19 protein-coding genes, 1 rRNA gene and 1 pseudogene are annotated in these 22,924 nt (G+C 59.8%); 11 read left to right on the plus strand and 10 right to left on the minus strand.

What is annotated here, in order from left to right; all coding sequences use genetic code 11:
• The 3 genes from HHL24_RS19935 to HHL24_RS19945 form a co-directional block, all read right to left on the minus strand.
• Window positions 1–83: ribosomal RNA gene (locus HHL24_RS19935) — 16S ribosomal RNA — on the minus strand; the annotation flags it as partial.
• A gap of 521 nt (window positions 84–604) precedes the next feature.
• Window positions 605–1,054 (minus strand): type II 3-dehydroquinate dehydratase, encoded by a 450-nt coding sequence (locus tag HHL24_RS19940; RefSeq protein ID WP_169487262.1) that lies wholly within the window; start codon window positions 1,052–1,054, stop codon window positions 605–607.
• Window positions 1,055–1,070: 16 nt separating this feature from the next.
• Entirely contained in the window at window positions 1,071–2,438 is a 1,368-nt protein-coding gene (locus HHL24_RS19945) for an MFS transporter (protein ID WP_169487150.1), read from the minus strand.
• Between the two features lie 229 nt (window positions 2,439–2,667).
• Here HHL24_RS19945 and HHL24_RS19950 point away from each other — a divergent pair, with 229 nt between their 5' ends.
• From HHL24_RS19950 to HHL24_RS19980, 7 genes are all read left to right on the plus strand, one after another.
• Complete coding sequence (locus HHL24_RS19950; RefSeq protein ID WP_169487151.1) at window positions 2,668–3,450, plus strand: IclR family transcriptional regulator; 783 nt, start codon at window positions 2,668–2,670, stop codon at window positions 3,448–3,450.
• Window positions 3,451–3,819: 369 nt separating this feature from the next.
• Window positions 3,820–4,140 carry a pyrimidine/purine nucleoside phosphorylase gene (ppnP, locus tag HHL24_RS19955; RefSeq protein WP_169487152.1) on the plus strand — a complete coding sequence of 107 codons (321 nt, stop codon included), beginning with the start codon at window positions 3,820–3,822 and terminating at the stop codon, window positions 4,138–4,140.
• 26 nt (window positions 4,141–4,166) lie between these two features.
• Window positions 4,167–4,871: a hypothetical protein gene (locus tag HHL24_RS19960; RefSeq protein ID WP_169487153.1), complete on the plus strand. Its 705-nt coding sequence runs from the start codon at window positions 4,167–4,169 to the stop codon at window positions 4,869–4,871.
• Between the two features lie 248 nt (window positions 4,872–5,119).
• Window positions 5,120–5,854, plus strand: a complete 735-nt coding sequence (locus tag HHL24_RS19965; protein ID WP_169487154.1) for a FadR/GntR family transcriptional regulator — start codon at window positions 5,120–5,122, stop codon at window positions 5,852–5,854.
• 428 nt (window positions 5,855–6,282) lie between these two features.
• Window positions 6,283–7,362 (plus strand): sugar ABC transporter substrate-binding protein, encoded by a 1,080-nt coding sequence (locus HHL24_RS19970; protein WP_169487155.1) that lies wholly within the window; start codon window positions 6,283–6,285, stop codon window positions 7,360–7,362.
• Window positions 7,359–8,360 (plus strand): ABC transporter permease, encoded by a 1,002-nt coding sequence (locus HHL24_RS19975; protein ID WP_169487156.1) that lies wholly within the window; start codon window positions 7,359–7,361, stop codon window positions 8,358–8,360. Before HHL24_RS19970 ends, HHL24_RS19975 begins: the two co-directional genes overlap by 4 nt.
• A complete protein-coding gene (locus tag HHL24_RS19980; protein ID WP_169487157.1) occupies window positions 8,360–9,130 on the plus strand; it encodes an ATP-binding cassette domain-containing protein in 771 nt (256 codons plus the stop codon). Before HHL24_RS19975 ends, HHL24_RS19980 begins: the two co-directional genes overlap by 1 nt.
• A 128-nt stretch (window positions 9,131–9,258) precedes the next feature.
• Here HHL24_RS19980 and HHL24_RS19985 read toward each other — a convergent pair whose 3' ends face one another.
• Complete coding sequence (locus HHL24_RS19985) at window positions 9,259–9,528, minus strand: hypothetical protein (protein WP_169487149.1); 270 nt, start codon at window positions 9,526–9,528, stop codon at window positions 9,259–9,261.
• Between the two features lie 278 nt (window positions 9,529–9,806).
• Here HHL24_RS19985 and HHL24_RS19990 point away from each other — a divergent pair, with 278 nt between their 5' ends.
• A complete protein-coding gene (locus HHL24_RS19990) occupies window positions 9,807–10,934 on the plus strand; it encodes an aminotransferase class V-fold PLP-dependent enzyme (protein ID WP_169487158.1) in 1,128 nt (375 codons plus the stop codon).
• 328 nt (window positions 10,935–11,262) lie between these two features.
• Here HHL24_RS19990 and HHL24_RS19995 read toward each other — a convergent pair whose 3' ends face one another.
• A complete protein-coding gene (locus HHL24_RS19995) occupies window positions 11,263–11,760 on the minus strand; it encodes a RidA family protein (protein WP_169487159.1) in 498 nt (165 codons plus the stop codon).
• Window positions 11,761–12,356: 596 nt separating this feature from the next.
• Here HHL24_RS19995 and HHL24_RS20000 point away from each other — a divergent pair.
• Window positions 12,357–13,310 (plus strand): LysR family transcriptional regulator, encoded by a 954-nt coding sequence (locus HHL24_RS20000; RefSeq protein WP_169487160.1) that lies wholly within the window; start codon window positions 12,357–12,359, stop codon window positions 13,308–13,310.
• On the opposite strand, the gene HHL24_RS20005 is transcribed toward HHL24_RS20000, so the two are convergent.
• Window positions 13,307–14,251, minus strand: coding sequence for a cupin domain-containing protein (locus HHL24_RS20005; RefSeq protein WP_169487161.1), 945 nt, complete (start codon window positions 14,249–14,251; stop codon window positions 13,307–13,309). The genes HHL24_RS20000 and HHL24_RS20005 overlap by 4 nt on opposite strands.
• Before the next feature lie 1,080 nt (window positions 14,252–15,331).
• On the minus strand, window positions 15,332–15,673 hold the full coding sequence (locus HHL24_RS20010) for a hypothetical protein (RefSeq protein WP_169487162.1): 342 nt from the start codon (window positions 15,671–15,673) through the stop codon (window positions 15,332–15,334).
• Window positions 15,674–15,935: 262 nt separating this feature from the next.
• Between HHL24_RS20010 and HHL24_RS20015 the strand changes: the two are divergent.
• Window positions 15,936–16,341 (plus strand): annotated as a pseudogene (locus HHL24_RS20015) (SET domain-containing protein).
• A gap of 488 nt (window positions 16,342–16,829) precedes the next feature.
• Here the strand turns inward: HHL24_RS20015 and HHL24_RS20020 are convergent.
• The 3 genes from HHL24_RS20020 to HHL24_RS20025 form a co-directional block, all read right to left on the minus strand.
• The gene (locus HHL24_RS20020) at window positions 16,830–18,410 is read right to left on the minus strand and encodes an isocitrate lyase (protein ID WP_169487163.1); all 1,581 of its coding nucleotides are present in this window, start codon (window positions 18,408–18,410) and stop codon (window positions 16,830–16,832) included.
• A 144-nt stretch (window positions 18,411–18,554) separates the two neighbouring features.
• Window positions 18,555–18,737 carry a hypothetical protein gene (locus HHL24_RS43640; RefSeq protein ID WP_206002946.1) on the minus strand — a complete coding sequence of 61 codons (183 nt, stop codon included), beginning with the start codon at window positions 18,735–18,737 and terminating at the stop codon, window positions 18,555–18,557.
• A 262-nt stretch (window positions 18,738–18,999) separates the two neighbouring features.
• Window positions 19,000–19,449, minus strand: a complete 450-nt coding sequence (locus HHL24_RS20025) for a ribonuclease (RefSeq protein ID WP_169487164.1) — start codon at window positions 19,447–19,449, stop codon at window positions 19,000–19,002.
• A gap of 257 nt (window positions 19,450–19,706) precedes the next feature.
• Here HHL24_RS20025 and acnB point away from each other — a divergent pair, with 257 nt between their 5' ends.
• Window positions 19,707–22,292 (plus strand): bifunctional aconitate hydratase 2/2-methylisocitrate dehydratase, encoded by a 2,586-nt coding sequence (acnB, locus tag HHL24_RS20030; protein WP_169487165.1) that lies wholly within the window; start codon window positions 19,707–19,709, stop codon window positions 22,290–22,292.
• Window positions 22,293–22,924 lie beyond the last annotated feature (632 nt).

The raw sequence follows: 22,924 nt of genomic DNA on the forward strand, positions 1-22,924 counted from the left end.
TTGCCCCCGTGCTGCCGTTCGACTTGCATGTGTAAGGCATGCCGCCAGCGTTCAATCTGAGCCAGGATCAAACTCTTCAGTTCAAACCTGTTACTGTTTTTCGGTTCTGTTACGAACCGGTCGCTCACTCAACGTACTGACGAATGATCATCCTGCCAGCGTGTTTCCACCCCAGCAGGAAAACCTTCCTTTAATACTAGTGTGAGACTTGATACTTTCGCTTCCAGCAGACCCCGAAGAGTCCACTGCGCGTCGCGCATCAAGCGCCCACACTTATCGGCTGTTAATTTTTAAAGATCACTCGCTCAGAAGCTCTGCTTTCTTCGCGTCCGTCATCTAACGGGAGGCGAATTATGCAGAGCGATTCCCGCCCGGTCAAGCCAATTTGAAAAATATTTTTTCAGCCTCTCGATAGGGCGCCGAGAAGACGGTGAGCGACGCAGGACGCGCGTCAATCCTTTGCGACCATTACCTTGTTCTCGTGCTTGATACCGCTGAGTTCAAAGTACGCTATTCCGTCCTGCGTCATCCCGCGAGAACGATAGAAGCCGCCGAAGTTATCGCCGGCCGCGACAACGTTTGCGAACCCTCTTTTAGCTCCGCGTCACACTTGTACGCGCTGGATGGCTCCTGCGACCGCCCGCACGGCGAGCAGATATCCATCAACACCAAGGCCGCATATCACGCCGCGTGCCGCCAATGATATTAGTGAATGTCGATACTGTTCACCCCGCTGATGGATGTTGGTGATGTGCACCTCGATCACCGGTTGGCGAATCAGCTTGACTGCATCCAGCACGGGTATCGACGCAAACGAAAACCCCGCTGGATTGATGACGACGGCCGCATCCTTCTCGAAGGCTTCCTGCAACCAGTCGACCATCACGCCTTCGTGGTTCGTTTGGCGGAAATCGCATTCGAGGTCGAGCTCGGCCGCGAGGGCTTCAGTACGCTCTTTCACCTGAGCAAGGGTCGTCGTACCGTACAGGTGCGGTTCGCGTTTGCCGAGCATGTTGAGGTTCGAACCGTTCAGGACATAAACAAGTGGTTTCATCTGTATTGCCTGCGTTTCAGTGAGAATGGGATTGAGTGGGCGCGTGCCCTGACGAGCCAATGACTTCTTCGGCTGAGTCGACCCGGTTCATGTCGATACCCAGCGTTTCGGGGGCGGTGAGGATCGCGATGAGAGAAATGACGTTGAACACGACGCACACTGTGACGACGCCCCACGGCGAGCCATTGCAAAGGGCGAAGAGCCACACGGCAAGGACCGGCATCGGACCGCCCGCGACCAGATTGGCGCCGGTATAGGCAAGCGCCGAACCCGAGTAGCGCACGTTAGTGGGGAATGCTTCGGCGAATGCAACCGGCTGGATGCCGCTCTGAAATTGGGTGAAGCCGAGGAAGAAGCCCATTGCTGCCAGCATCGGCACGAAACTCTTCGTATCAAGAATCTGAAAGTACACGAACAGCATGAGCAAGGTCGCGATCGAGCCGATCGCGAGCGCTTTCTTGCGACCGATACGGTCACTCAGCATGCCGCCGGCTAGCGCGCCGACGATGGCGCACACGTTCGCGCCCATCAACAGCAGGAAGCCTGTCTGCTTCGGCACGCCCAGCGTTTTCGTGACATAGCTCAACGAGAACACAACGATCAAATAGAAGATCGCCGCAGGGCCGCAGAAGAACAACATCCATCGCAGCACTGTTCGCCAGTGAAGGCGCAGTGCATCGCGCAGCGGACTGCCCACCTGGGCTACTTCGGTTTTACGGAGTGCGACGAATGCGGGCGTCTCACTGACTCGCAGCCGGATGTAGATACCGACGATCACGAGAATGAAGCTCAGGACGAACGGAATGCGCCAGCCATACGCGTCGAACGCCTGCGCCGACATCGCCGATGAAAGTGCTAGCAATACGCCATTGGCCATGATCTGGCTGAGCGGCGAACACAATCCGAGGAGGCCGGAGTATTTGCCGCGACGATCGGGACTCGCGTGTTCGATCGCCATCAACTGCGCCCCCGTCGATTCACCGCCCAGCGCGAAACCCTGCAGGATGCGCAGCATGACTAACAATAGCGGCGCCCATACACCGATGCTCGCATAGGTCGGCAGAACGCCCATCAGCATCGAGCAGATGCCCATCACGGTAACGGTACCGAGCATCAGATTGCGCCGTCCCAGCTTGTCGCCAAGGTAGCCGCAAGTGATGGCGCCAAGCGGTCGCGCCGCGAGGCCGACACCGAACGTGGCAAGCGATGCCAGCAACGCGGAGGTCGAATCCATCGACGGGAAAAACAGCTTGGGCAGCACGGTGGCGGCCAGTGCGCCGTATAAGGTGAAATCAAACCATTCGAGTGCGGTCCCAACGGCTGCCGCGGTCACTGCGCGCGTGCGCATCGCCTGCTGCGCGGGTAGGTGCGATTGCTGATCCATGTTGTCTCCTGTTCCAAACCTGTGTCGGCGTCACGTCCCGGCGAACCTTGTTATGTCGACCGCGCGTGGCCCGTCTTTTGTTATGCGTCTCATGCGGTGCGTGCGATGAAGCATTTGACGAGACGGCATGCTGCACAGATTAACAGCGCTAATGGGACGCTGTTCCAGGCTGGAATTCCATCCCGCATTATGCAATCATGCGTGCTCTACTGAGTTGACGGGAGGTTCCATGCCAGGCGTAACGGAAAGAACACTGGCGGTGCTCGAATTTCTGGCGACGCAGATGGAAGGAACGCCGCTCGCGTTAATCTCGGATCAGCTTGAGATCCCGCGTAGCGCCTGCCATCGCCTGCTCGCCGATCTCAAGCAATGCGGCTATGTGCGTCAGTTACGCGAGCAGGGCGACTACGTCCTAACCACGAAGCTGGTCGGGCTGGGTCTCAGCTATCTCGCGACGTCCGGCATCATCGACATTGCGCAAACCATGCTCGACCGTCTGGCGGAAACATCCGGCGAACTCGTACGGCTCGCGATCGTCGACGGAGACCGGCTGACGTGGGTTGCCAAGTCGCAGGGCGCGCTGAAGGGTCTGCGGTACGACCCGGACATGGGCATGGATACCATTCTGTCGTGCAGTGCAACCGGCCACGCATGGATGATGACCATGACCGATGAGCGGGCGCTCGAATTGGTGACACGCCAGGGGTTCGGGCAGCCGAAGCAGTACGGACCCAACGCACCGACCACCGTGAAGGCGCTGCTGGGGTTCGTCGATGCCGCCCGCGCCCGTGGCTACGCGACGATTTATGAGGTGTTCGCGCCGGGGATGACGGCGATGGCCGCTCCGGTCCAACGACGGGGTTACCCAGCGATAGGGGTTATCAGCATTGCAGGGCCAGCCGTCAGACTGACGGAGAAGCGCATGGCGGCACTCGGCCCTGCGCTAGTGGCGGCTGCAAACGAACTCGCTGCCGCCAGCCTGGCATCTCCGCTTTTTGGTCGATTGCGTTAGCGTCCGGCGCGCGGTCGAAGGAGCACTCGAGCTCAAGCAGACCGACCGAGGTTTGATGCCGCACCGCCTGCCCGCTCGGGCTCGCGCCCAGTGCAACGGCCAGTGGCGAAGTGCAGCGGACGTTCCCGGACTAAGAAGCGATCCCTATCCCGATCCATCTGGTGAGCCCACTGGAGCGCCGGCATTCGGCCAAGGTCAAGGCGTTCACCGAACATGTCGGAAAGGCGATGGCTCGTAGCTGAAAGCGCCAACGACCGCCTGTATGATGGCGGGCTGGCGCCCGGCCGAAAGCCCGCGCAGGCGGTCACCGCCCGCTGCTGCTCCGCGGCGCCAACGTATCCATTCACAATGACCCAGAGGAAGACCGCCATGACGGCCGCAACGCAATTCGATCAGGTTTCCATTATCAAACGAGCCAACGTCTACTTTGACGGCAAATGTGTCTCGCACACCGTTCTCTTCGCCGACGGCACGCGCAAGACGCTCGGCGTGATCCTGCCCGGCGCGCTCAACTTCGGCACCGACGCGCCGGAACTCATGGAAGTGCAGGCCGGGCAATGCCGCATCCGTCTCGAAGGCAGTGACGAGTGGAAGACGTATGGCGCGGGCGAGTCGTTCTCGGTGCCGGGCAAGAGTCGCTTCGATATCGACGTGATCGAAACGCTCGACTACATCTGCAGCTATCTGTAAGGACGGACGGGCGCCTCGTGCCAGACATGCTGACCTCCTATTTCTGGAGCGGCGACGCCATCCGCAGCCGACGCGTGAGCGACATCGTGCTATCAGGCACGGTCGACGTGCCTGTGCCCCCGGCACGTCTGCTTGCAGATTGGGAAAGGGAGATATCGTCGCGCATGGTCCTGGAGCCCGGGGACGTCGAGGCAATGCCATTGGCGCGAGCGCGGGCGCGTTGGCCGGACTACACGCGCTGCGTGCAGGCAATATCCGATTGGACGGGCGCACTTGGACTGCCCGCAGTGCTTGCCTCCAGTGACGTCGCCCTCATGGCCTGCCGCGGCGCGAGGTACCACCATGACGCTGAGCAATATGGCAGTGCGGCCTTCTGCAATCTCTTCCTGAGCGAGGACAAGGGTCTGGACTTGCATTTTCCCTCTACGGGCCATCGCATTCCTCTGACCCGGGGAACGGCCGTGATATTCGATACTGGCCAGCCTCACGGCGTCATTCGGCGCAGCAGCAGCGGTTTTGATGTGGCTGACTTCGCGCACGACCAGGATTGCATTCAGATATTCCTGACCTGGGAGCTTCCCATCGAAGATGCCCATGTTGGACACGCACTTAAGGTTGCCTTCGACACCGACCCTTCGACCTCGCTGCAACTGGATGCAGAGCAAGTCCGGCTGAACGGCGAACCTGTCATTGTGTGCCCGGATTCTGGTCGCTGGAGCCGCGCTGACTAAACGTCAGGGTCGCACCGCGGTGTTGCCCTGACAGGGGACGGGCTCACGAAGTAGCGATTGCGGACAAGCACCTCGTCATTCGCCGGCATCGGCGCTCGGGCCACGCCAGATGTCGCGTGCTATGCTTGAATCGGCAACGGACCTCCACGAAACAGACCTGTATCCGTGTCGACGACAAGGAAAGTGCCGTTCAGAACACTGCACCGGTCGGCACAGGACTGAGCCAGGCACGACCTCGATCGCTGACCATGGACTACCGTCATCTGCAACAGCGCAAGAGCCAGCATGGCCGCATCGTGCGGGAACTCGGCATGGACATCGTGAGCGGCAAGGTACAGCCGGGTCAGCGGTTGCCCGCTGAGGCCGTTCTGTGCGAGCGTTACGGCGTTAGCCGCCCCGTACTGCGCGAGGCCACCCGCGTGCTCGTGGCAAAGGGGCTGGTTGTATCGAAACCGCGTGTCGGCAGTGTCGTGAAGCCTCGCGCGGAGTGGCATATGCTTGACCCCGACGTCCTGTACTGGACAATCAACAGCGTTCCGGAAAGCGAGTTCTTCAGTTCGCTTCTGACCGTCCGCCGCATTATAGAACCCGCGGCGGCTGCGCTCGCTGCCACCGCAGCGACAAGCGACGATCTTGCCCGCATTGAATCGGCTTACGACCAGATGGAGCGCGCGGAAACCCCAAGTGCGCTACTGGATCCCGATCTCGAGTTTCACCGCGCAATCATGGCGGCCACACACAACGACCTGCTGGCCTATATGGGCAACATGCTGTCGCTCGCCCTGTCGGAATCGATCAAGCTGACGAGTCGTCATCCCGACACACATGCGCTTTCGTTGCCGCGTCACAAGGCAATTCTCACTGCGATCCAGAGCCGTGACTCGCTCGGCGCGCGGCATGCAAGTCTGGTCCAACTCGACAATGCGCGCGCGGACGCCGAGAGCGTTCTGGAAGCCGTGAGCCAATTTCAGACACAACCCTGATCCGAACGGGGCGGCAAAACTGCTCCGCTCAATGTGAGTGGCGCGGCACTCCGCGTCCTGTCAAACGCCAACTAAATAGTAATACTATTAAAGTGACAGATCGTTCAGATCATTTCGACAACGTATGATCCGCTGCCAACGAATCAGGCCTGTCCTGTCATCGTGTTGCGCTGCACTGTTGGATACGAGGGCGGAACGCTGCGCTGCACCGCAAAATTAATTAGTCCGACTAGTTAAGGGTATACATCGATTAATAGGTAAAAGGGCGTGATATAGGATTTTCTGAGGGTTAGTCATGCGTACGCGCGTGCACGCGGGTTTCATGAAAGGAGTGATGCCCGGTTCCGGTGCTTTTCTTGCTGGGGCTTTTCCTGCCTGCGCCGTCATGCACAGTGAAGTGTTTAACAACTGAGAGACGGGAGATCGAGATGGCGCAAGCGAAGGAAGACAAGGACGAAGTGCAGGGTATGCGTCGGGGATTGCTGCAGGGCGCTGGCCTGTCTGCCGCACTCGCCCTATTGGGCGGAATGATCACGCCGGCCCAGGCGGCAGAAGCCGGTTCGTTCCCGGCGCACAAGCGATGGAAGATCGTATTCGTCAACCATGTCACAACAAATCCGTTCTTCGTCCCGACGCAATACGGCATTCAGGACGCAACCGGTTTGCTGGGAATGGACTATCAGTGGACCGGCTCGGCGAATGCCGACATCGGCGAAATGGTGAACGCGGTCAACGCGGCGATAGCCGGGAAAGCCGACGCAATCGCAGTTCCGATCGTTGACCCCAAGGCGTTCGACAAGCCGATCCAGGCCGCGCTCGACGCCGGCATTCCCGTGTTCGCCTATAACGCTGATGCTCCCTCGGGCTCGACGAATCCGCGCCTCGCCTATATCGGCCAGGATCTTTATCTGTCCGGCTACCAGATGGGCGAGCGAATCGTGAGCCTGATCGATAGCGGCCTCGTCGCACTCTTTATCGCAACGCCAGGCCAGCTCAACATTCAGCCCCGGCTTGACGGCGCAGCGGCTGCAATCAAGAAATCGGGTAAGAAGATCGACGTGCAGACCATCGCAACTGGCGCGACCGTCAACGAAGAACTGTCCAAGATCAAGTCTTTCTTTCTCGGCCACCAGGATCTCAAAGGCATGTTTGCGGTGGACGCGGGCAGCACTCAGGGCGTCGCCGAGGTGATGAAAGAATCCAACCTGCCGTCTAAAGGCGTCCACGGCGGTGGCTTTGATCTGTTGCCACGCACGGTCGATCTGATTCACGAGGGCTTCCTCGACTTCACGATCGACCAGCAGCCGTACGTGCAGGGTTTTTATACGGTACTGGAGGCGTACATCTTTCTCGCCTCCGGTGGGCTCGTTGGGCCGGCCAACGTCAACACGGGCCTGAAGTTCGTCACCAAGGGCACCGTCGATCCGTACCTGAGCACGTCGACACGCTATGAAGGCAAGAGCACGAAAGCCCAGATCGTGCCACGCACAGGTGCGATCAAAGGGTGACATCTCCCGTGGCGGACGCTCAAAAACCTGCCAGACGTCCGAGGCGCTGGTCAGGCGCGCTCGGGCGTTCCAGCGAGATTCGCATCTTTGCGGTTGCACTCATCCTCAGCATCTACTTCGAGACGGTCAACCATGACTTCCTGCTGACCAGCGCGAGTCTTCAGAATCTTTCGCAGTTCATCGCCCCGGTGGCGATCATTGCCTTTGGCGAAATCATGCTGATGATCGGTGGGGAAATCGATCTCTCCGCCGGGATGGTCTTTGCGTTTGCGCCTTTCATCATGCATTTTGCCCTCGAGGCTGGCTTGCCGGCATGGCTTGCGATATTCACGGGCGTCATTGCAGCGGGCCTCGTCGGGCTGGTTAATGGCGCGGTGACGGTGTACCTGCGCATCCCATCCTTCGTGACGACGCTCGGTACGTTGTTCTTCGTGAACGGGCTCACGCTGACGATCTCACGGGGTACACCCGTTTCACCACCGGGGGATTCAGCTTTAGCAGCGTTCATGGGGGAATGGGGCTACAGCGAGATCATCTGGACGCTTGTCATCGCCGCCGTCATGCACGTGTTGCTCCGTCATACACGCTGGGGTTTGCATACGATCGCGTCGGGTGCGAATCCGCTTGGCGCGAGCGAAGCGGGTATACAGGTCAGGCGTCTGAAGCTCGGCAACTTCATTCTTGCCGCGCTGCTTGCCGGCCTTACCGGGATACTGGAAGGCTTTCGTATCACGTCGATTGACCCGCAAGCGGGCGGCAACCAGATCATGTTTCTTGCCGTTGCCGCAGCCGTGATTGGCGGCACACCCCTCGCCGGTGGATCGGGCACGATCATCGGTGGGCTGATCGGCGCGGCGGTGCTGGGCATTCTCAACGACGGCTTCACGCTGATCGGCATCAACGCCTTCACCTTCAACATGATTCTCGGCGCGGCGATCCTCGGGGCCATGATTTTCAACATCCACGTGGTTCGTCTCGCGCGCAAAGGGGAGTTGTGATGTCCGAGGTGGTGGAGGCGTTGCGCGGCGAAGATATTGTCAAACGTTTCGGCGCGGTCACCGCGCTCGACGGCGTGTCGCTGGCACTCAGACAGGGCGAAATCCTCGGCGTCCTTGGCGACAATGGCGCGGGCAAATCGACGTTGATCAAGATTCTGACGGGCTTTCATCAGCAGACAAGTGGCAAGCTTTTTGTCGGTGGCGAAGAAACGCTGCTTCGCTCCGTTGATCACGCCCGATCACTCGGCATTGAATGCGTCTACCAGGATCTGGCGCTTGCCAATTCGCTGAGCATCTACCACAACATGTTTCTGAACCGGGAAATCACGTATCGAGGGCCGTTTCGCCTGTTGAACAATCGCGCAATGCGTGAGCGCGCCGCCGAATGTCTTGAAGAAATTGGCGTGCACGTGCCATCGGTCGACCTGCCGGTCGAGCAGCTTTCCGGCGGACAGCGACAGGCTATCGCGGTTGCTCGCGCGGTCAATTCGAATGCAAAGATATTGCTGCTCGACGAACCGCTCGCCGCGATGGGCGCCCGCGAGGCTGGACTGATCATCGACCTGATCCTTCGACTCAAGGAGAAAGGCGGTCTGTCTATCGTCATGATCATGCACAACTATGCGCAGACGCTCGATATCGCGGATCGTGTGATGCTGATGCAGCGCGGACGTGTCACGTATCAGCGGGAGGCGGCCAGCACGTCGGTCGAGGAACTGATGGATATCGTGCGACGCGAATATCGGGCAATGCGGGCAACGACGAACTGACGCACCGACCCGCGTCACGCTATCAACTGCACCCCAACCGCTTGGACGACGAGTGTCCAATTTTCGGGGTGCAGTTTTGCTATTGCGCCGCCTCTTGTTGACGCGGCGTGTTGAACACTAGTGATGGTCTAGTGTTGGACGGCGATCGGTTGCTGCGCGTCTGTGTTCACAGTCGCCGAGACTTTTGCGGTCGCTCGTTTGCGTTCGGCGGTCTTCGCGGGAGCTGGGGTTTCATTTGCTATCTGCGCGGACTCTTCAAGCAGACGCGACGCACGGCTGGCGGTGATGCGGCTTTGAGCCACGCCCTTAGCATCCAGCGCGATCACCTGAAACAGTTCGCGGTCGCTTTTTAACTCCTGCTGATATTGCTCTGCGGTGTGCACAAGCAACTCAAGCAACGTTCGATGGTTCCGACGTTCCGAAGCGCAACGCGATGGCCGGCGGGCAACGCCGTGTCGGCGTAACATGACTAGTTTGCCGCCGACCCGCTGCTGTGTTCGGCGGTCTCTCAACTTCGTGCGGGCGCAAACCAACGAATAAAACGATGCCCCAATCGAGCAGCATTCGTGATCTGGTACAGCTGCAACAATGCCAAAATGCTTTTTTCCTCAGCCACAGGTGGCTTTCGTTAGAATCTGTTTTCAAACATTATATTCGTCTATAACCGGAGACAAACGTGCCAGGCTTACTTCCCGATGTCGACCGCGAGGGACTCCTCGAATATTCCGTCGTTTACACCGACCGATCAATCAATCATATGTCGCAGCTCTTCCAAGGAGTCATGCGCGATATTTCCGATTCTCTGAAAAAAGTCTACAACGCGAAGTCGGCCGTTGTCGTCCCGGGCAGCGGGACTTTCGGCATGGAAGCCGTTGCACGGCAGTTCGCAACGAACAGGAAGTGTCTTGTCATCCGGAATGGCTGGTTCAGTTTTCGCTGGTCGCAGATTTTCGACATGGGCGGCATTCCGTCTGAATCGATCGTGCTGAAGGCGCGCCCGGTCGAACAAGGGAGACAGGCTGCCTATGCACCGCCGCCGATCGAAGACGTGGTCGCTACGATCAGGGAAAACAAGCCGGATCTGGTCTTTGCGCCGCATGTCGAAACCGCATCCGGGATCATGTTGCCGGACGCTTATTTGCGCGCGGTGGCCGACGCTGTGCATGCCGTCGGCGGCATGTTTGTACTGGATTGCATTGCCTCCGGCACGGTCTGGGTCGACATGAAAGCGATTGGTGTTGACGTCCTGATCAGCGCGCCGCAAAAGGGATGGAGCGCGTCACCGTGCTGTGGGCTGGTCATGCTTAGCACGCTTGCCCGCGAAAGAATCGACCAAACAACTAGCACCAGTTTCGCATGCGATCTTCGCAAATGGCTGCAGATCATGGAAGCCTACGAGAACGGTGGGTTCGCGTACCACGCAACGATGCCCACGGATGGTCTCGCGACGTTGCGTGACGTCATGAAGGAGACCAAGGCATATGGCTTCGATAAAGTGAGAGCGGAGCAGCTTGAACTCGGCAAACGCGTTCGCTCACTCCTCGTGGACAACGGTTTCAAAAGCGTGGCGGCCGAAGGTTTTGAGGCTCCGGGCGTCGTCGTCAGCTACACGGACGATGACGGAATACGATCCGGCAAGAAGTTCGCTGATGCCGGCTTGCAGATCGCGCCTGGCGTTCCCCTTCAATGCGACGAGCCTGAAGATTTCAAGTCCTTCCGCATTGGATTATTCGGCTTGGACAAACTGCATGACGTTGAAGGTGCGGTGGCCAGGCTCGCGAAAGCACTGGACAGTATTCTTTAGGGCGTTTTTTGTTTTTGCGGAGGATGTGCGTATTGCTCGTCATCGCAACCGCCTCGGCAGGAGGAATCCGAGGCCTGGCGGACGGGCTATGCGCACTATTCGGCCATTGCTGACGTTCAGGCGACGACGAGCGTACGGCAGCAACAGGTCGCACTCGTGTCATTCGTGCGCCGGTGGTTTCCAATGTCAGGTCTCAATGTCAGCGAACGCGTGCTCCCGACCCTTCTGAGTCACCCAGATGCTGTCCCTGACCGTCTGTTCTTGGATCGACCCGAGACGATGGTTCCTACACGTGCTTATGAGACCGGCTCTCGGCGGCAATCCTGAATTACAGGCGCAGTCCGTCAATCTCAACTTCCGCTTCGCATTCGACGGGCACGTTTAGAGGGAGCGCGACGCCGACGGCTGACCGAGCATGCATACCGATGTCCGGCCCGAACAGTTCAAGGATCAAATCCGAGAAGCCATTTGCGATCCGTGGCATCTGGTCGAAACCGGGCGCTGTGTTGATCATTGCAAAGACGCGTACCCAGGCCGTAATGCGATCCAGATCCCCGAGCGCCTTCTGAAGACTCGCCAACTGTGCAAGCGCCACAAGGCGTGCTGCTGCGTAGCCTTCGTCTGAAGAAACTTCGGCTCCGACCTTACCGACCGGTTGCGCAATCGTCCCATCGAGGTTGAGCGGCACGTGTCCTGAGACAAAAGCTCGTGTGCCGCTCACGCGCACCCATGCAAATGGTAGTGGCATATTTACGGTTGCAGGCATCTGTAGCGTCTGCGGCAACGTCAGTCCCATCTCCACCAGCTTTGCTTCGATTCTTGCCATGGCCGTCTCCTCGGGAGCCTGCGAAGAACGTTAGATGCTGGCGGTCGGCTTTTCAAGTCGTGCTGCGCTGATCGCGAAAACCGGGGGGCGATCCCCACAATAAGGCGGCCCCGAGGAACAGGCTGCGGGCAATCTCGCTGGTGCAAAGAACGCATCAGTGGGGTTCCGAACTGATCGTCACGGTCCGAAGCTGCTATGCGAGCGGTCGTCCGAGCACGATGAACCACCGGCCGTAGTTGGCCGATAGCACCAGTTCGATGAACGTGCCGCCGTGAGGATCTTGGAATTCTCAATGGCAGCTTTCCGGCGGTTTGTGCGAACGCGTACTGCCGGCCAAAAAGCGACACTCGCGGACCTGTAAGCAGCGGCCGAACGTTCCCGTGAAGCGGACTTTCGCATTTCAACGCTATGGCTTCGACTTTGCGATCGGCTCCTCTTCACGTTAGCAGCGCCGTACCAGTACACTACCCGTCAAAGCAAATTCGGATTATCCGGTTCGCAGCATGCGCCGAGGTCCCGCAGACATAGTGTTTCGCGGGTTCCGGTCCTCACTTCGTGAACTCCTTGCACAACGCTCGATTCGCGTCAGAAATGCCATGGATTATTTTGCCGCGGTACGGGCCTTCGTTCGCGCAGCGGAACTGCAGAGTTTCAGCAAGACGGCCCATGAGATGGCAGTCAAGACCTCGACCATCTCGCGCTACGTGAGTGAGCTGGAAAAGGATCTGGGCATTGCCCTGTTTAACCGGTCGACGCGGGGGCTCGTCCTGACGGAGGGCGGTAAGCTATTTCGTGAACACGCCCTGGTTGCCCTGCAGGCGCTCGATGACGCGCGCCAGGCTACGTCGTCACTGAATCGCACACCGCAAGGCGTGCTGCGCGTCACGATGCCGTCGGCGTTCGGCCGCCGGCATATCGTGCCGCATCTGCCGGCGTTTATGAGGCGCTACCCTGACATTGACCTCGATATCGTGTCGACCGACGAAAAGCTCAACATGATCGAAGCCGGCATTGACGTGGCGATCCGTATCGGCGTGCTGCCAGATTCGTCATTGATGGCCAAACGCATTGCGCCGCATCGTCGTATCGTTTGCGGCAGCCCGGCGTATTTCGAGCGGAGCGGGATGCCTCGTGTCCCTGAAGATCTGGCCGCGCACGATGTGCTTCGCTTGTCCCTGCTGCCGGACGACAAATGGTCTTTCACCTGCGTCGCGGAGCCACAGCGGTCGCCGGATCAGGTGCTGGTGGAATTGCAAGGGCGCTTGCGCGCCGACGACTCCGAAGCCGTGCTGGAACTCGCTGTGGCCGGCTGCGGCCTTGCTCTCCTGCCGACATGGCTCGCGGCTACGGCCCTGCGCGAAGGGCGCCTGCAGCACGTGCTGCCTGAATGGGAGGCGCGCACGGGGCGAGCCGAACCGGCGGTCTGGGCGGTCTACCCGCCGAAGAAAATCGTATCGTCGAAGGTGCGCGCGTTCGTGGATTTCTACGCCGAGGTGATTGGCGAGCCGCCGTACTGGGACGACGGACTCGCAAAGGAGCTTCTGCCTTAGTGGGCGAAGCGGATGTCGAGCGTGCGCAACCAGGTCTGCAAGCCGGCATCCTGGATCGGAATTACATAGGCGTTCTCATTCGTTTCATTGAAATGCGCATGCCAGTATCCCGGCGGTGTAACAAACGCCATCCCAGCCTCCCAATCGACGCGTGTCGGATTCGCGATATTGCCATTCTCGTCCAGTTCGGTACCGACTAGCGTATAGACGCCCGGCATGCCCCCGGCGATGAAGTCGAGTGCAATCGACTGATGGCGGTGCGGCTTCTGCATTGAGTTGGGCGGCACAATGCCGAACATGGCCCATAACACATGCGTGACCGTCCGCGTCTGCGGGAAGTTGGCGTTGCCCATCAACACGCTGATGCGGTTTCGGCGGCCTGCATTGACTTCTTCCGAGACCTTGCGCAATTCCGCCTGCGCCTGGGCGGCCGGATAGAGCGTCGGCGCAAAACGCGCCCGGACGCCGGTCGTGCCGAGATAGGTGAGCAGCGGCGCGTCGTTGACGTAATAGAGCGTCGCCGCCGCGTCGGCAGACAGCACAGCGGTTTCGCCGCCTGGTAGGGTGAAGAAATCGCCTTGCGCGAACGGGAAGCGGGTCTCGGCCTGCGTCACGCTGCCGGTCCCGCTGATGACATAGCAAACCTGCGAGGTCGCGTTCGGCGCGAGCGTCAATGCGTCCCCCGCGTTGATGCGCAGGAAACTTGCGCTCAAGCCGGGACCGGTCGCGGGGCCGGGGCAACCCAACTCCGCTGAGAGGTCGAGCGGCACGACTCGGGTTGCGCCGTCCGCGTAAAGGGAAGGCGGGAAATTGCGGAAAGGCACGCGCGAGATGAGCTTCGCGCCGATAGGATTGGCGGACGACGTGTACTCGAAGTATTGCGCGTCCTTGGTTGCGACAGCGGGTTCGGCGAGAAGCGCCGGGGACGTCTTGGTCAACATGGTCTGCTCCTTCAGGTTAGGGAAGCTTCGTGCGGGTCCCCTCATGAAGCTGGGGTTAGCGTCAGAAAGCTGATCCGACTATAGGCGCGGGTAGCTGGCCTCAGAAGTGCCGGGAATCGAAATCACCTTTGCGCAAAGGGGCACACCGTGCGTCCGCTTCGGGGGCGTCGTGGGTTGTTCGGGACGGGGCCGGTGCGGCAGTTCGTCGTCGACCCCGGTTCGCCTAGGAGGCGACGTCAACAATGGCGTGTTGAAGGGCCGCAATCTCAGTGACAGAAGACGCTTGTCGTCCGGCATTAATCGTCCGCTCGGGGTCGGGAGTGTGAGTTCACAGATGCTGGATGCTGCCGTCGGGTCGCTCGATGCCGCCATCGTCAGCAATCCGCCACATTGCTGACGTAGAACCCAGCCCATCCCAATGACGGCTCAAGCCGAACTTGAGTCGTTGTCTGTGCAACTGCCACTGGCCCGCTCGTCGGCCTTTGCGGACTTTCAGGCAACGACGCCCGTAACGCGGCTACCAGTCGCTTTCCTGACGTTCACCCGTTGTGAGCCGTGAATGTCAGGTCTCACTGTCTGTGGATGAGTGCTCTCGTCAAGGGTCATTCGTTGCCTGCCCTCGATCATGACGATATGATTCGGATTACCAATCAACTACCTTCATTGACTGACGCACCCGAAGGAACCGACATCACGCGATTGCGACGCATCACGGCACGCCATTCACCGGTCTATGGCATGGGACTGTTCGCACTGCAGCCGATCTCCGCGGGCGAGCTGGTCATGAGTACAAGAGGGAGATTTGCCTCCCTACAGGAATAAAGCGCCAGACATGAGAACCAACTCACCGCCGGTGCTGGGATCTCAAAACGTGTGCTCCCCTGCCCGGCCGAGCGCGCGGGTTGCGCGGTTCGTCGGCAGCGCGCTGCCGGACTGTGGCGCGACAGTCTCGATGAGAGACCTCATCTTGGTCGACGCGCGGCACCCGGCCATTACGCGTGACGGAGAACGTGCAGAAACTGGGGAGCGATTTATTTGGTATTGGTGCCAGTGCCACGAGTCGTTGCACCTTCGCTTTGTCTAATGCGCGATGTTTCGGGCGTTGGCATGCGTGTCATCTGAATCCGCCAACGTGGCGGGAGCTAGCCAATGAAAGGTTGCAAGCGACTTGCCGTCGAACCGGCACTCCACTTTTGCCGGTACGACAGTATTTAAGCGCTGGTCTTCGACCACGCCAGTTACGAGCACGGTGCGGCCGTCAGGCGACGACTGCTTTTCGCTCACCGAAACTAGCGCGGGTTCTGCTTTGCTTTGCATCATATGTTCGCACTGGTCCGCGTTTTTTTCGGCCACGCTCGCGCAACCAGCTAAGGACGCCGCAACGATGGTGAAAGCAATTGTAATAAGCCTACCTTTCTCCATATCATATTCCTCACTACTTCCCAGTTCTGCATTGGTTCCAGACTCCCACCCTGGGTCTGGCGAACCGCGATTCTAGCGTTTACGTCCGCCTTCAAACCAAAAAGCCGCCTCGTGTGACTACGATTTCCGTCCGACTCATGCCCAGATATTCAATTCGTGCTTCAGCTGGCAGCGGCCGCACGAAAGAGTGCTCGCGACGCCCCGTCGGTAAGCAGCAAAATTACTCGGGTCGGCGCTTTCGACCGCGACAGCGGCCAATGGCATGGGATTGTTCGCGGTACAGCCGATCGCCGCAGGCGAGCGGGTCATCGAGTACAAGGGAGAACTGACCATCGGGCGGCACGCCGCCGTCCGCCAGCGCTCCAAGCGCTGGCCGCACGTTCGTATTCGGCCTGTCTGACGGACGTGTGGTCGACGGCAGCCGTGGTGGCAACAGCGCCCGCTTTCTGAACCACGCCTGCACCCCTAACTGCGAGACCATCGAGACGGGCGACCGGGTCTTCATTCATGCGCTCGTCCCTATCGCAGCCGGCGATGAGCTTTTTATCGACTACGGTCTGTCAGTCGACGGTGCGATCACCGACGACATTCGTGTCCGGTACACGTGTCATTGCGGCACGTCAGCATGTCGCCGAACCATGCTGGGCAACAATGCCGAGTCAGCGTAAGCCTGCTGCCGTGCAGAGAATCCAATGAGCGATGCTTCCGGCGTCTCTACGGCCACAGCGCGCTGTCTATATCTGAGCACAGCCTCCTCGCAACACGGCTGTAGACCCGATTGCGGTCGTTTGGCGCGTCGCCGATCGGCAGGCAGGAGCCCACCCACTGCCGCGAGTCGTGCGGTCGCGCCCTCAAGGGGCTGCTAACTGCGCGGTGCGGTCAGCAAAACCGCCAACTTAAGGACAGTAGTTCGGCCAAAGCTGCCATTGGGACAGGCAGGGTCTACGTCAGCAATGTGGAGGATTGCTGACGACAGCGGCTGCGAGATGAACGTGGCCAAGGTAACCGCGCCATCCTCGGTCTACCGAGCCACACGTACAGCTTCTGCATGGAAGCGCACAAGAAAATGTTTGATGAGAAGCCCACGAGCTATCTCGCTGGATAAAAAAAACGCCAACCTGTATGGGTTGGCGTTTTGCTCGGGGTGTTACCGGTATCAGAACTGGTTCATGGTGTTGTCTTTACCCGCCGCTTTCAGGGCCGCTTCGCCGCTGAAATACTCCTTGTGGTCGTCGCCGATGTCCGAGCCGGACATGTTCTGGTGCTTGACGCAGGCGATGCCCTGACGGATTTCCTTGCGCTGCACGCCAGCCACATAACCCAGCATGCCCTGGTCGCCGAAGTATTCGCGGGCCAAGTTGTCGGTCGACAGTGCGGCGGTGTGGTAGGTCGGCAGCGTAATCAGGTGGTGGAAGATACCTGCTTCGCGCGCCGCGTCGGCCTGGAAGGTACGGATCTTTTCGTCGGCGGTGATCGCCAGTTCGGTCTGATCGTATTCCACGCTCATCAGCTGGGCGCGGTCGTATGCTGACACATCCTTGCCTGCGGCCTTCATCGCGTCATACACCTGCTGGCGGAAGTTCAGGGTCCAGTTGAACGACGGGCTGTTGTTGTACACCAGCTTGGCGTTCGGGATGACTTTGCGAATCTCGCTGACCATGCCGCCGATCTGGGCGATATGCGGTTTTTCGGTTTCGATCCACAGCAGGTCAGCGCCGTTTTGCAGCGCGGTGACGCAATCCAGCACGCAGCGCGCTTCGCCCGTGCCGGCGCGGAACTGGAACAGGTTGCTAGGCAGGCGCTTGGGACGCAACAGCTTGCCGTCGCGCTTGATGACGACGTCACCATTGCCCAGTTCGTCGATCGACAATTCTTCGCAATCGAGGAAGGAATTGTATTGGTCGCCCAAGTCGCCTGGTGTGTTGGTCACGGCGATCTGCTTGGTCAAGCCGGCGCCCAGCGAGTCGGTACGGGCCACGATGATGCCGTCGTCCACACCCAGTTCCAGGAAGGCATAGCGGATGGCGCGGATCTTGGCGAGGAAGTCCTCGTGAGGCACGGTGACTTTGCCATCCTGGTGGCCGCACTGCTTCTCGTCGGACACCTGGTTTTCGATCTGAATGCAGCACGCGCCTGCTTCGATGAACTGCTTGGCCAGCAGGTAGGTTGCTTCGGCGTTGCCGAAACCCGCGTCGATGTCGGCGATGATAGGCACGACGTGGGTGACGTGGTTGTCTATTTTTTCCTGGATGGCGGCCTTGGCAGCACCTTCGGCAGCGTCCAACTGACGGAACAGGCCGCCCAGTTCACGCGCGTCGGCCTGGCGCAGGAAGGTGTACAGCTCGCGGATCAGCGCGCTAACGGAGGTTTTTTCGTGCATCGACTGGTCCGGCAGCGGACCGAACTCGGAGCGCAGCGCGGCCACCATCCAGCCGGAGAGGTAAAGGTAGCGGCGGTCGGTGCTGTTGAAGTGCTTCTTGATGGAGATCATCTTCTGCTGGCCGATGAAGCCGTGCCAGCAGCCCAACGACTGGGTGTACTTGGACGAGTCGGCATCGTAGGCGTCCATGTCGGCGCGCATGATCCTGGCGGTGTACCTGGCGATGTCCAGGCCCGTTTTGAACTTGTTCTGAGCACGCATGCGTGCGGCAGACTCGGGACTGATGGCATTCCACGCGCTGCCTTGTTGCTCCTTCAAACCAGCAACTGCCTTGATGTCGTCTTGATATTGAGTCATGTGTATCTCCTAAGAGCAAAGCGCATTTGAAAAATAGTTGGGTGTGCCGCTACGTATGTCGAAGCGAACTGCATGACTGAATTGTAGGGCCGTTTTGACGCGTTGCACCAAGGTCTTATATAAGACACATGACTTAATTTATTATTATTTTTCAATGAGATACGTAGCAATTTTCGCGATGTAAAACATGTTTTCAAGCGGCGGGAAAATGACGCTGCGGAAATTTAAAGCAAATCCCACAATATGAAATGCGCTTTCGGTTGCTGGAGGCGGGACAAGCACGGATGGGCCACTTGCAGCGGTTCGACAGCGGCGGTGCTTGGCCATTTGAACGGCTGCCTCGCTCAGTCAGCAGATTTCTGCGGTCTGATGTAGTCAGGTCGGTCATCGGCCTAAGCCGACATTGGGGCGAGCGGGGTTCTACGTCGGCAATGATGTAGTGGGTCGACCGACTACTAGTGGGAAGAGGCGGCAGAAGACGGTCTGCGTTACCCCTGCCACTGATCGTGCCATCGCGGCACGCTCACTGAAAACACAACGCCCCGGCGTCTGCTATATAGGAGGCCCGGGGCGTTTTAATTGGCTCAAGTTATTCTGCAATGCGTTTGAAACTGGCGTAGTAATCGTCGGTGTAATAGCAGTCGCCGGTCTGCTTGCGCGGTCCACCACATACGATGCGGCGCTGCCCGCGATCCGCCGATCCAGGCGTGCGAACTGTATATGCGTGGTAATAGCCGCGCGGATGCTGCGGCAGCAATGCCGCGCTGTTGCGGAACAAGACACCGTCCTCGGCAAAAGGGAAAGGGCCGCCCGCTTTGATCAGACGCAGTGTTTCGGCTGCTTCCCCCGGCAACTGAGCCTTAGTGACGGCGGCCTGCGCGCCCGATGCGGCGGGTACGCCGCTCGCGGCCCGCCCAAGTTGCGCCTGACTCGCGGATGCGCCCGATTCCTGAGTAGCATTTCGCGATCCGTCCTTGCCGCATCCGCCGAGGATCGCGCTCATGGCGACGATGCAGGAGAAAGCCCACGCTCGCTTCACGAAACGGTTGTCTCCGGGTTGACCAGCATTCGACGATGACGAACGATTCAAGGGTATCGCTAATGGCAGAGTGAATCAACGTTCGGCCGCGTCTGGAGCAACAATCGATCCTATTTGTATTTTGACTCTTATATAAGACATAAGACATTTGACCTATCAACGGTATTGCAATTAGAATCGCGATGAAAACAGTGCCCGGCACAGCCTTGGAGTGCCCGGCAAGCTGTCCCTGAAACGCCAATACCAGCAGGTCTCCCATGCTTGAAAACTTTCGTGTTCACGCGGCCGCACGCGCCGCACTCGGCATCCCTTCCCTGCCGCTGACGGCTCAGCAGACCGCCGAACTGGTGGAACTCCTGACGAATCCGCCTGCTGGCGAAGAGCAGACCCTGCTCGACCTGATCACCAACCGCGTGCCGGCCGGCGTGGACGAGGCGGCCCGCGTGAAGGCAGGTTTCCTGGCCTCCGTGGCCAAGGGCCAGACCGCCTGCGCGCTGATCTCGCGCGCCCGCGCCACCGAACTGCTCGGTACGATGCTGGGCGGCTACAACATCCAGCCGCTGATCGAGCTGCTGTCCGACGCCGAAGTGGCCGTCGTGGCCGCCGACGCGCTGAAGAAAACTCTGCTGATGTTCGATCAGTTCCACGACGTCAAGGATCTGGCCGACAAGGGCAACGCCCACGCAAAGGCCGTGCTGCAAAGCTGGGCCGACGCCGAATGGTTCACCAGCCGTCCGGAAGTGCCGGAAAGCCTGACCATCACCGTCTTCAAGGTGACGGGCGAAACCAACACCGACGACCTGTCGCCGGCCCCGGATGCCACCACCCGTCCGGACATCCCGCTGCACGCGCTGGCAATGCTGAAGAACGCCCGTCCCGGTATCACGCCGGAAGAAGACGGCAAGCGTGGCCCGGTCAAGTTCATCGAGTCGCTTAAGGAAAAGGGCCACCTGGTCGCGTACGTGGGCGACGTGGTCGGCACGGGCTCCTCGCGCAAGTCGGCTACCAACTCGGTGCTGTGGTTCACGGGTGAAGACATCCCCTTCATCCCCAACAAGCGCTTTGGCGGCGTGTGCCTCGGCGGCAAGATCGCCCCGATCTTCTACAACACAATGGAAGACGCCGGCGCCCTGCCAATCGAACTCGATGTGTCGAAGATGGATATGGGCGACGTGGTCGAACTGCGCCCATACGAAGGCAAAGCCTTGAAGAACGGCGAAGTGATCGCCGAGTTTCAGGTCAAGTCCGACGTGCTGTTCGATGAAGTGCGCGCCGGCGGCCGCATTCCCCTGATCATCGGTCGCGGATTGACTGCCAAGGCACGTGAAGCGCTGGGCTTGGCCCCGTCGACCCTGTTCCGCCTGCCACAGCAGCCGGCCAGCAGCGGCAAAGGTTTCTCGCTGGCCCAGAAGATGGTCGGCCGCGCCTGCGGGCTGCCGGAAGGCCAGGGCGTCCGGCCGGGCGCGTACTGTGAACCGAAAATGACCTCGGTCGGCTCGCAGGACACCACGGGCCCCATGACCCGCGACGAACTCAAGGACCTGGCGTGCCTCGGCTTTTCGGCCGACCTCGTCATGCAGTCGTTCTGCCACACTGCTGCCTATCCGAAGCCGGTGGACGTGAAGACCCACCAAACCCTGCCGAACTTCATCAGCACCCGTGGCGGCATCGCGCTGCGCCCGGGCGACGGCGTGATCCACTCGTGGCTGAACCGCATGCTGCTGCCCGACACCGTGGGCACCGGCGGCGACTCGCACACTCGCTTCCCGATCGGCATCAGCTTCCCGGCTGGTTCGGGCCTGGTCGCCTTTGCGGCCGCCACCGGCACGATGCCGCTGGACATGCCGGAATCGGTGCTGGTCCGCTTCAAAGGAAAGATGCAGCCCGGTGTGACCCTGCGCGACCTGGTCAACGCGATTCCGCTGTACGCCATCAAGCAAGGCATGCTGACGGTTGCCAAACAGGGCAAGAAGAACATTTTCTCGGGCCGGATTCTCGAAATCGAAGGCTTGCCCGAACTGAAGGTCGAGCAAGCATTCGAATTGTCGGATGCTTCCGCCGAGCGCTCGGCCGCCGGTTGCACGGTCCACCTTAACAAGGAGCCGATCATCGAGTACCTCAACAGCAACATCACGCTGCTGAAGTGGATGATCGCCGAGGGCTACCAAGACCCGCGCAGCCTGCAGCGCCGCGTCAAGGCGATGGAGCAGTGGCTGGCCGACCCGCAACTGCTGTCGCCGGATGCCGATGCCGAGTACGCAGCCGTCATCGAAATCGACCTGGCCGACATCCACGAGCCGATCGTGGCCTGCCCAAATGATCCGGACGATGTGAAGACGCTGTCGGACGTGGCCGGTGCCAAGATCGACGAAGTGTTCATCGGCTCGTGCATGACCAACATCGGGCACTTCCGTGCCGCGTCGAAGCTGCTGGAAGGTAAGCGTGACATCCCGGTCAAGCTGTGGGTGGCCCCGCCGACCAAGATGGACCAGAAGCAGCTAACCGAGGAGGGCCACTACGGCGTCTTCGGCACAGCCGGTGCCCGTACCGAAATGCCGGGCTGCTCGCTGTGCATGGGCAATCAGGCACAGGTGCGTGAAGGCGCGACGGTTATGTCGACCTCGACCCGTAACTTCCCGAACCGCCTGGGCAAGAACACGAACGTGTACCTCGGCTCGGCGGAACTCGCCGCAATCTGCTCGCGTCTGGGCAAGATTCCGAGCAAGGAAGAGTACATGGCCGACATGGGCGTGCTCACCGCCAACAGCGACAAGATCTACCAATACATGAACTTCGATCAGATCGAAGACTTCAAGGAAGTGGCCGACACCGTAGAGATGTAAGTGTGCTGTCGGGCTACGGCGTGTTGTTCTGGTCGTAGCACTACAGAATGGCGCTGCAGGCTGAATGCCTGCGGCGCCATTTTTTTTGCGGCGCCAGAGTGGGACCACTAGCAGCCATTTCGAAATGGGACGTCACCGAATCACTTCCTATGCTCTCCAGTATCCGCAGGCTGGGTGGCGAATGTGGTGACTTTGTGCCGACTGCCCGTGAGTTGCCGGAGTCGACGTCTGCGCATCAGTCTCGTCAAGCGATGGAGGAGGGTGCGGGAAAGAGGCCGCGCATCGATAGCCATGCCGCGTGAACTCAGTCCGAAGGCCGAATAGTGCGCATAGCCTATCCGCCAGGCTTCGGGTTCCTCCTGGCGAGGCGGTTGCGATGACGAGCAATACGCACATCCTCCGCAAGAAGAAAAAACGCCCTAAGAATACTGTCCAGCGCCTCCGCGAGCCTAGCCACCGCACCTTCCACGTCATGCAGTTTGTCCAAGCCGCCCTGATGAGGGATCGGAGTCACGGCAGTGCCATCGCACGTGTCCGGCATGCGCATGTTGCTTCCATCATGGAAACGGGACGCCTGTAACGGCCCGTTGCATACATGCGTCAGTGCGCCCAGCGGCCCATGCGAGTGAGTG

This window comes from Paraburkholderia polaris, from assembly GCF_012927345.1.
GTDB lineage: Bacteria > Pseudomonadota > Gammaproteobacteria > Burkholderiales > Burkholderiaceae > Paraburkholderia > Paraburkholderia polaris.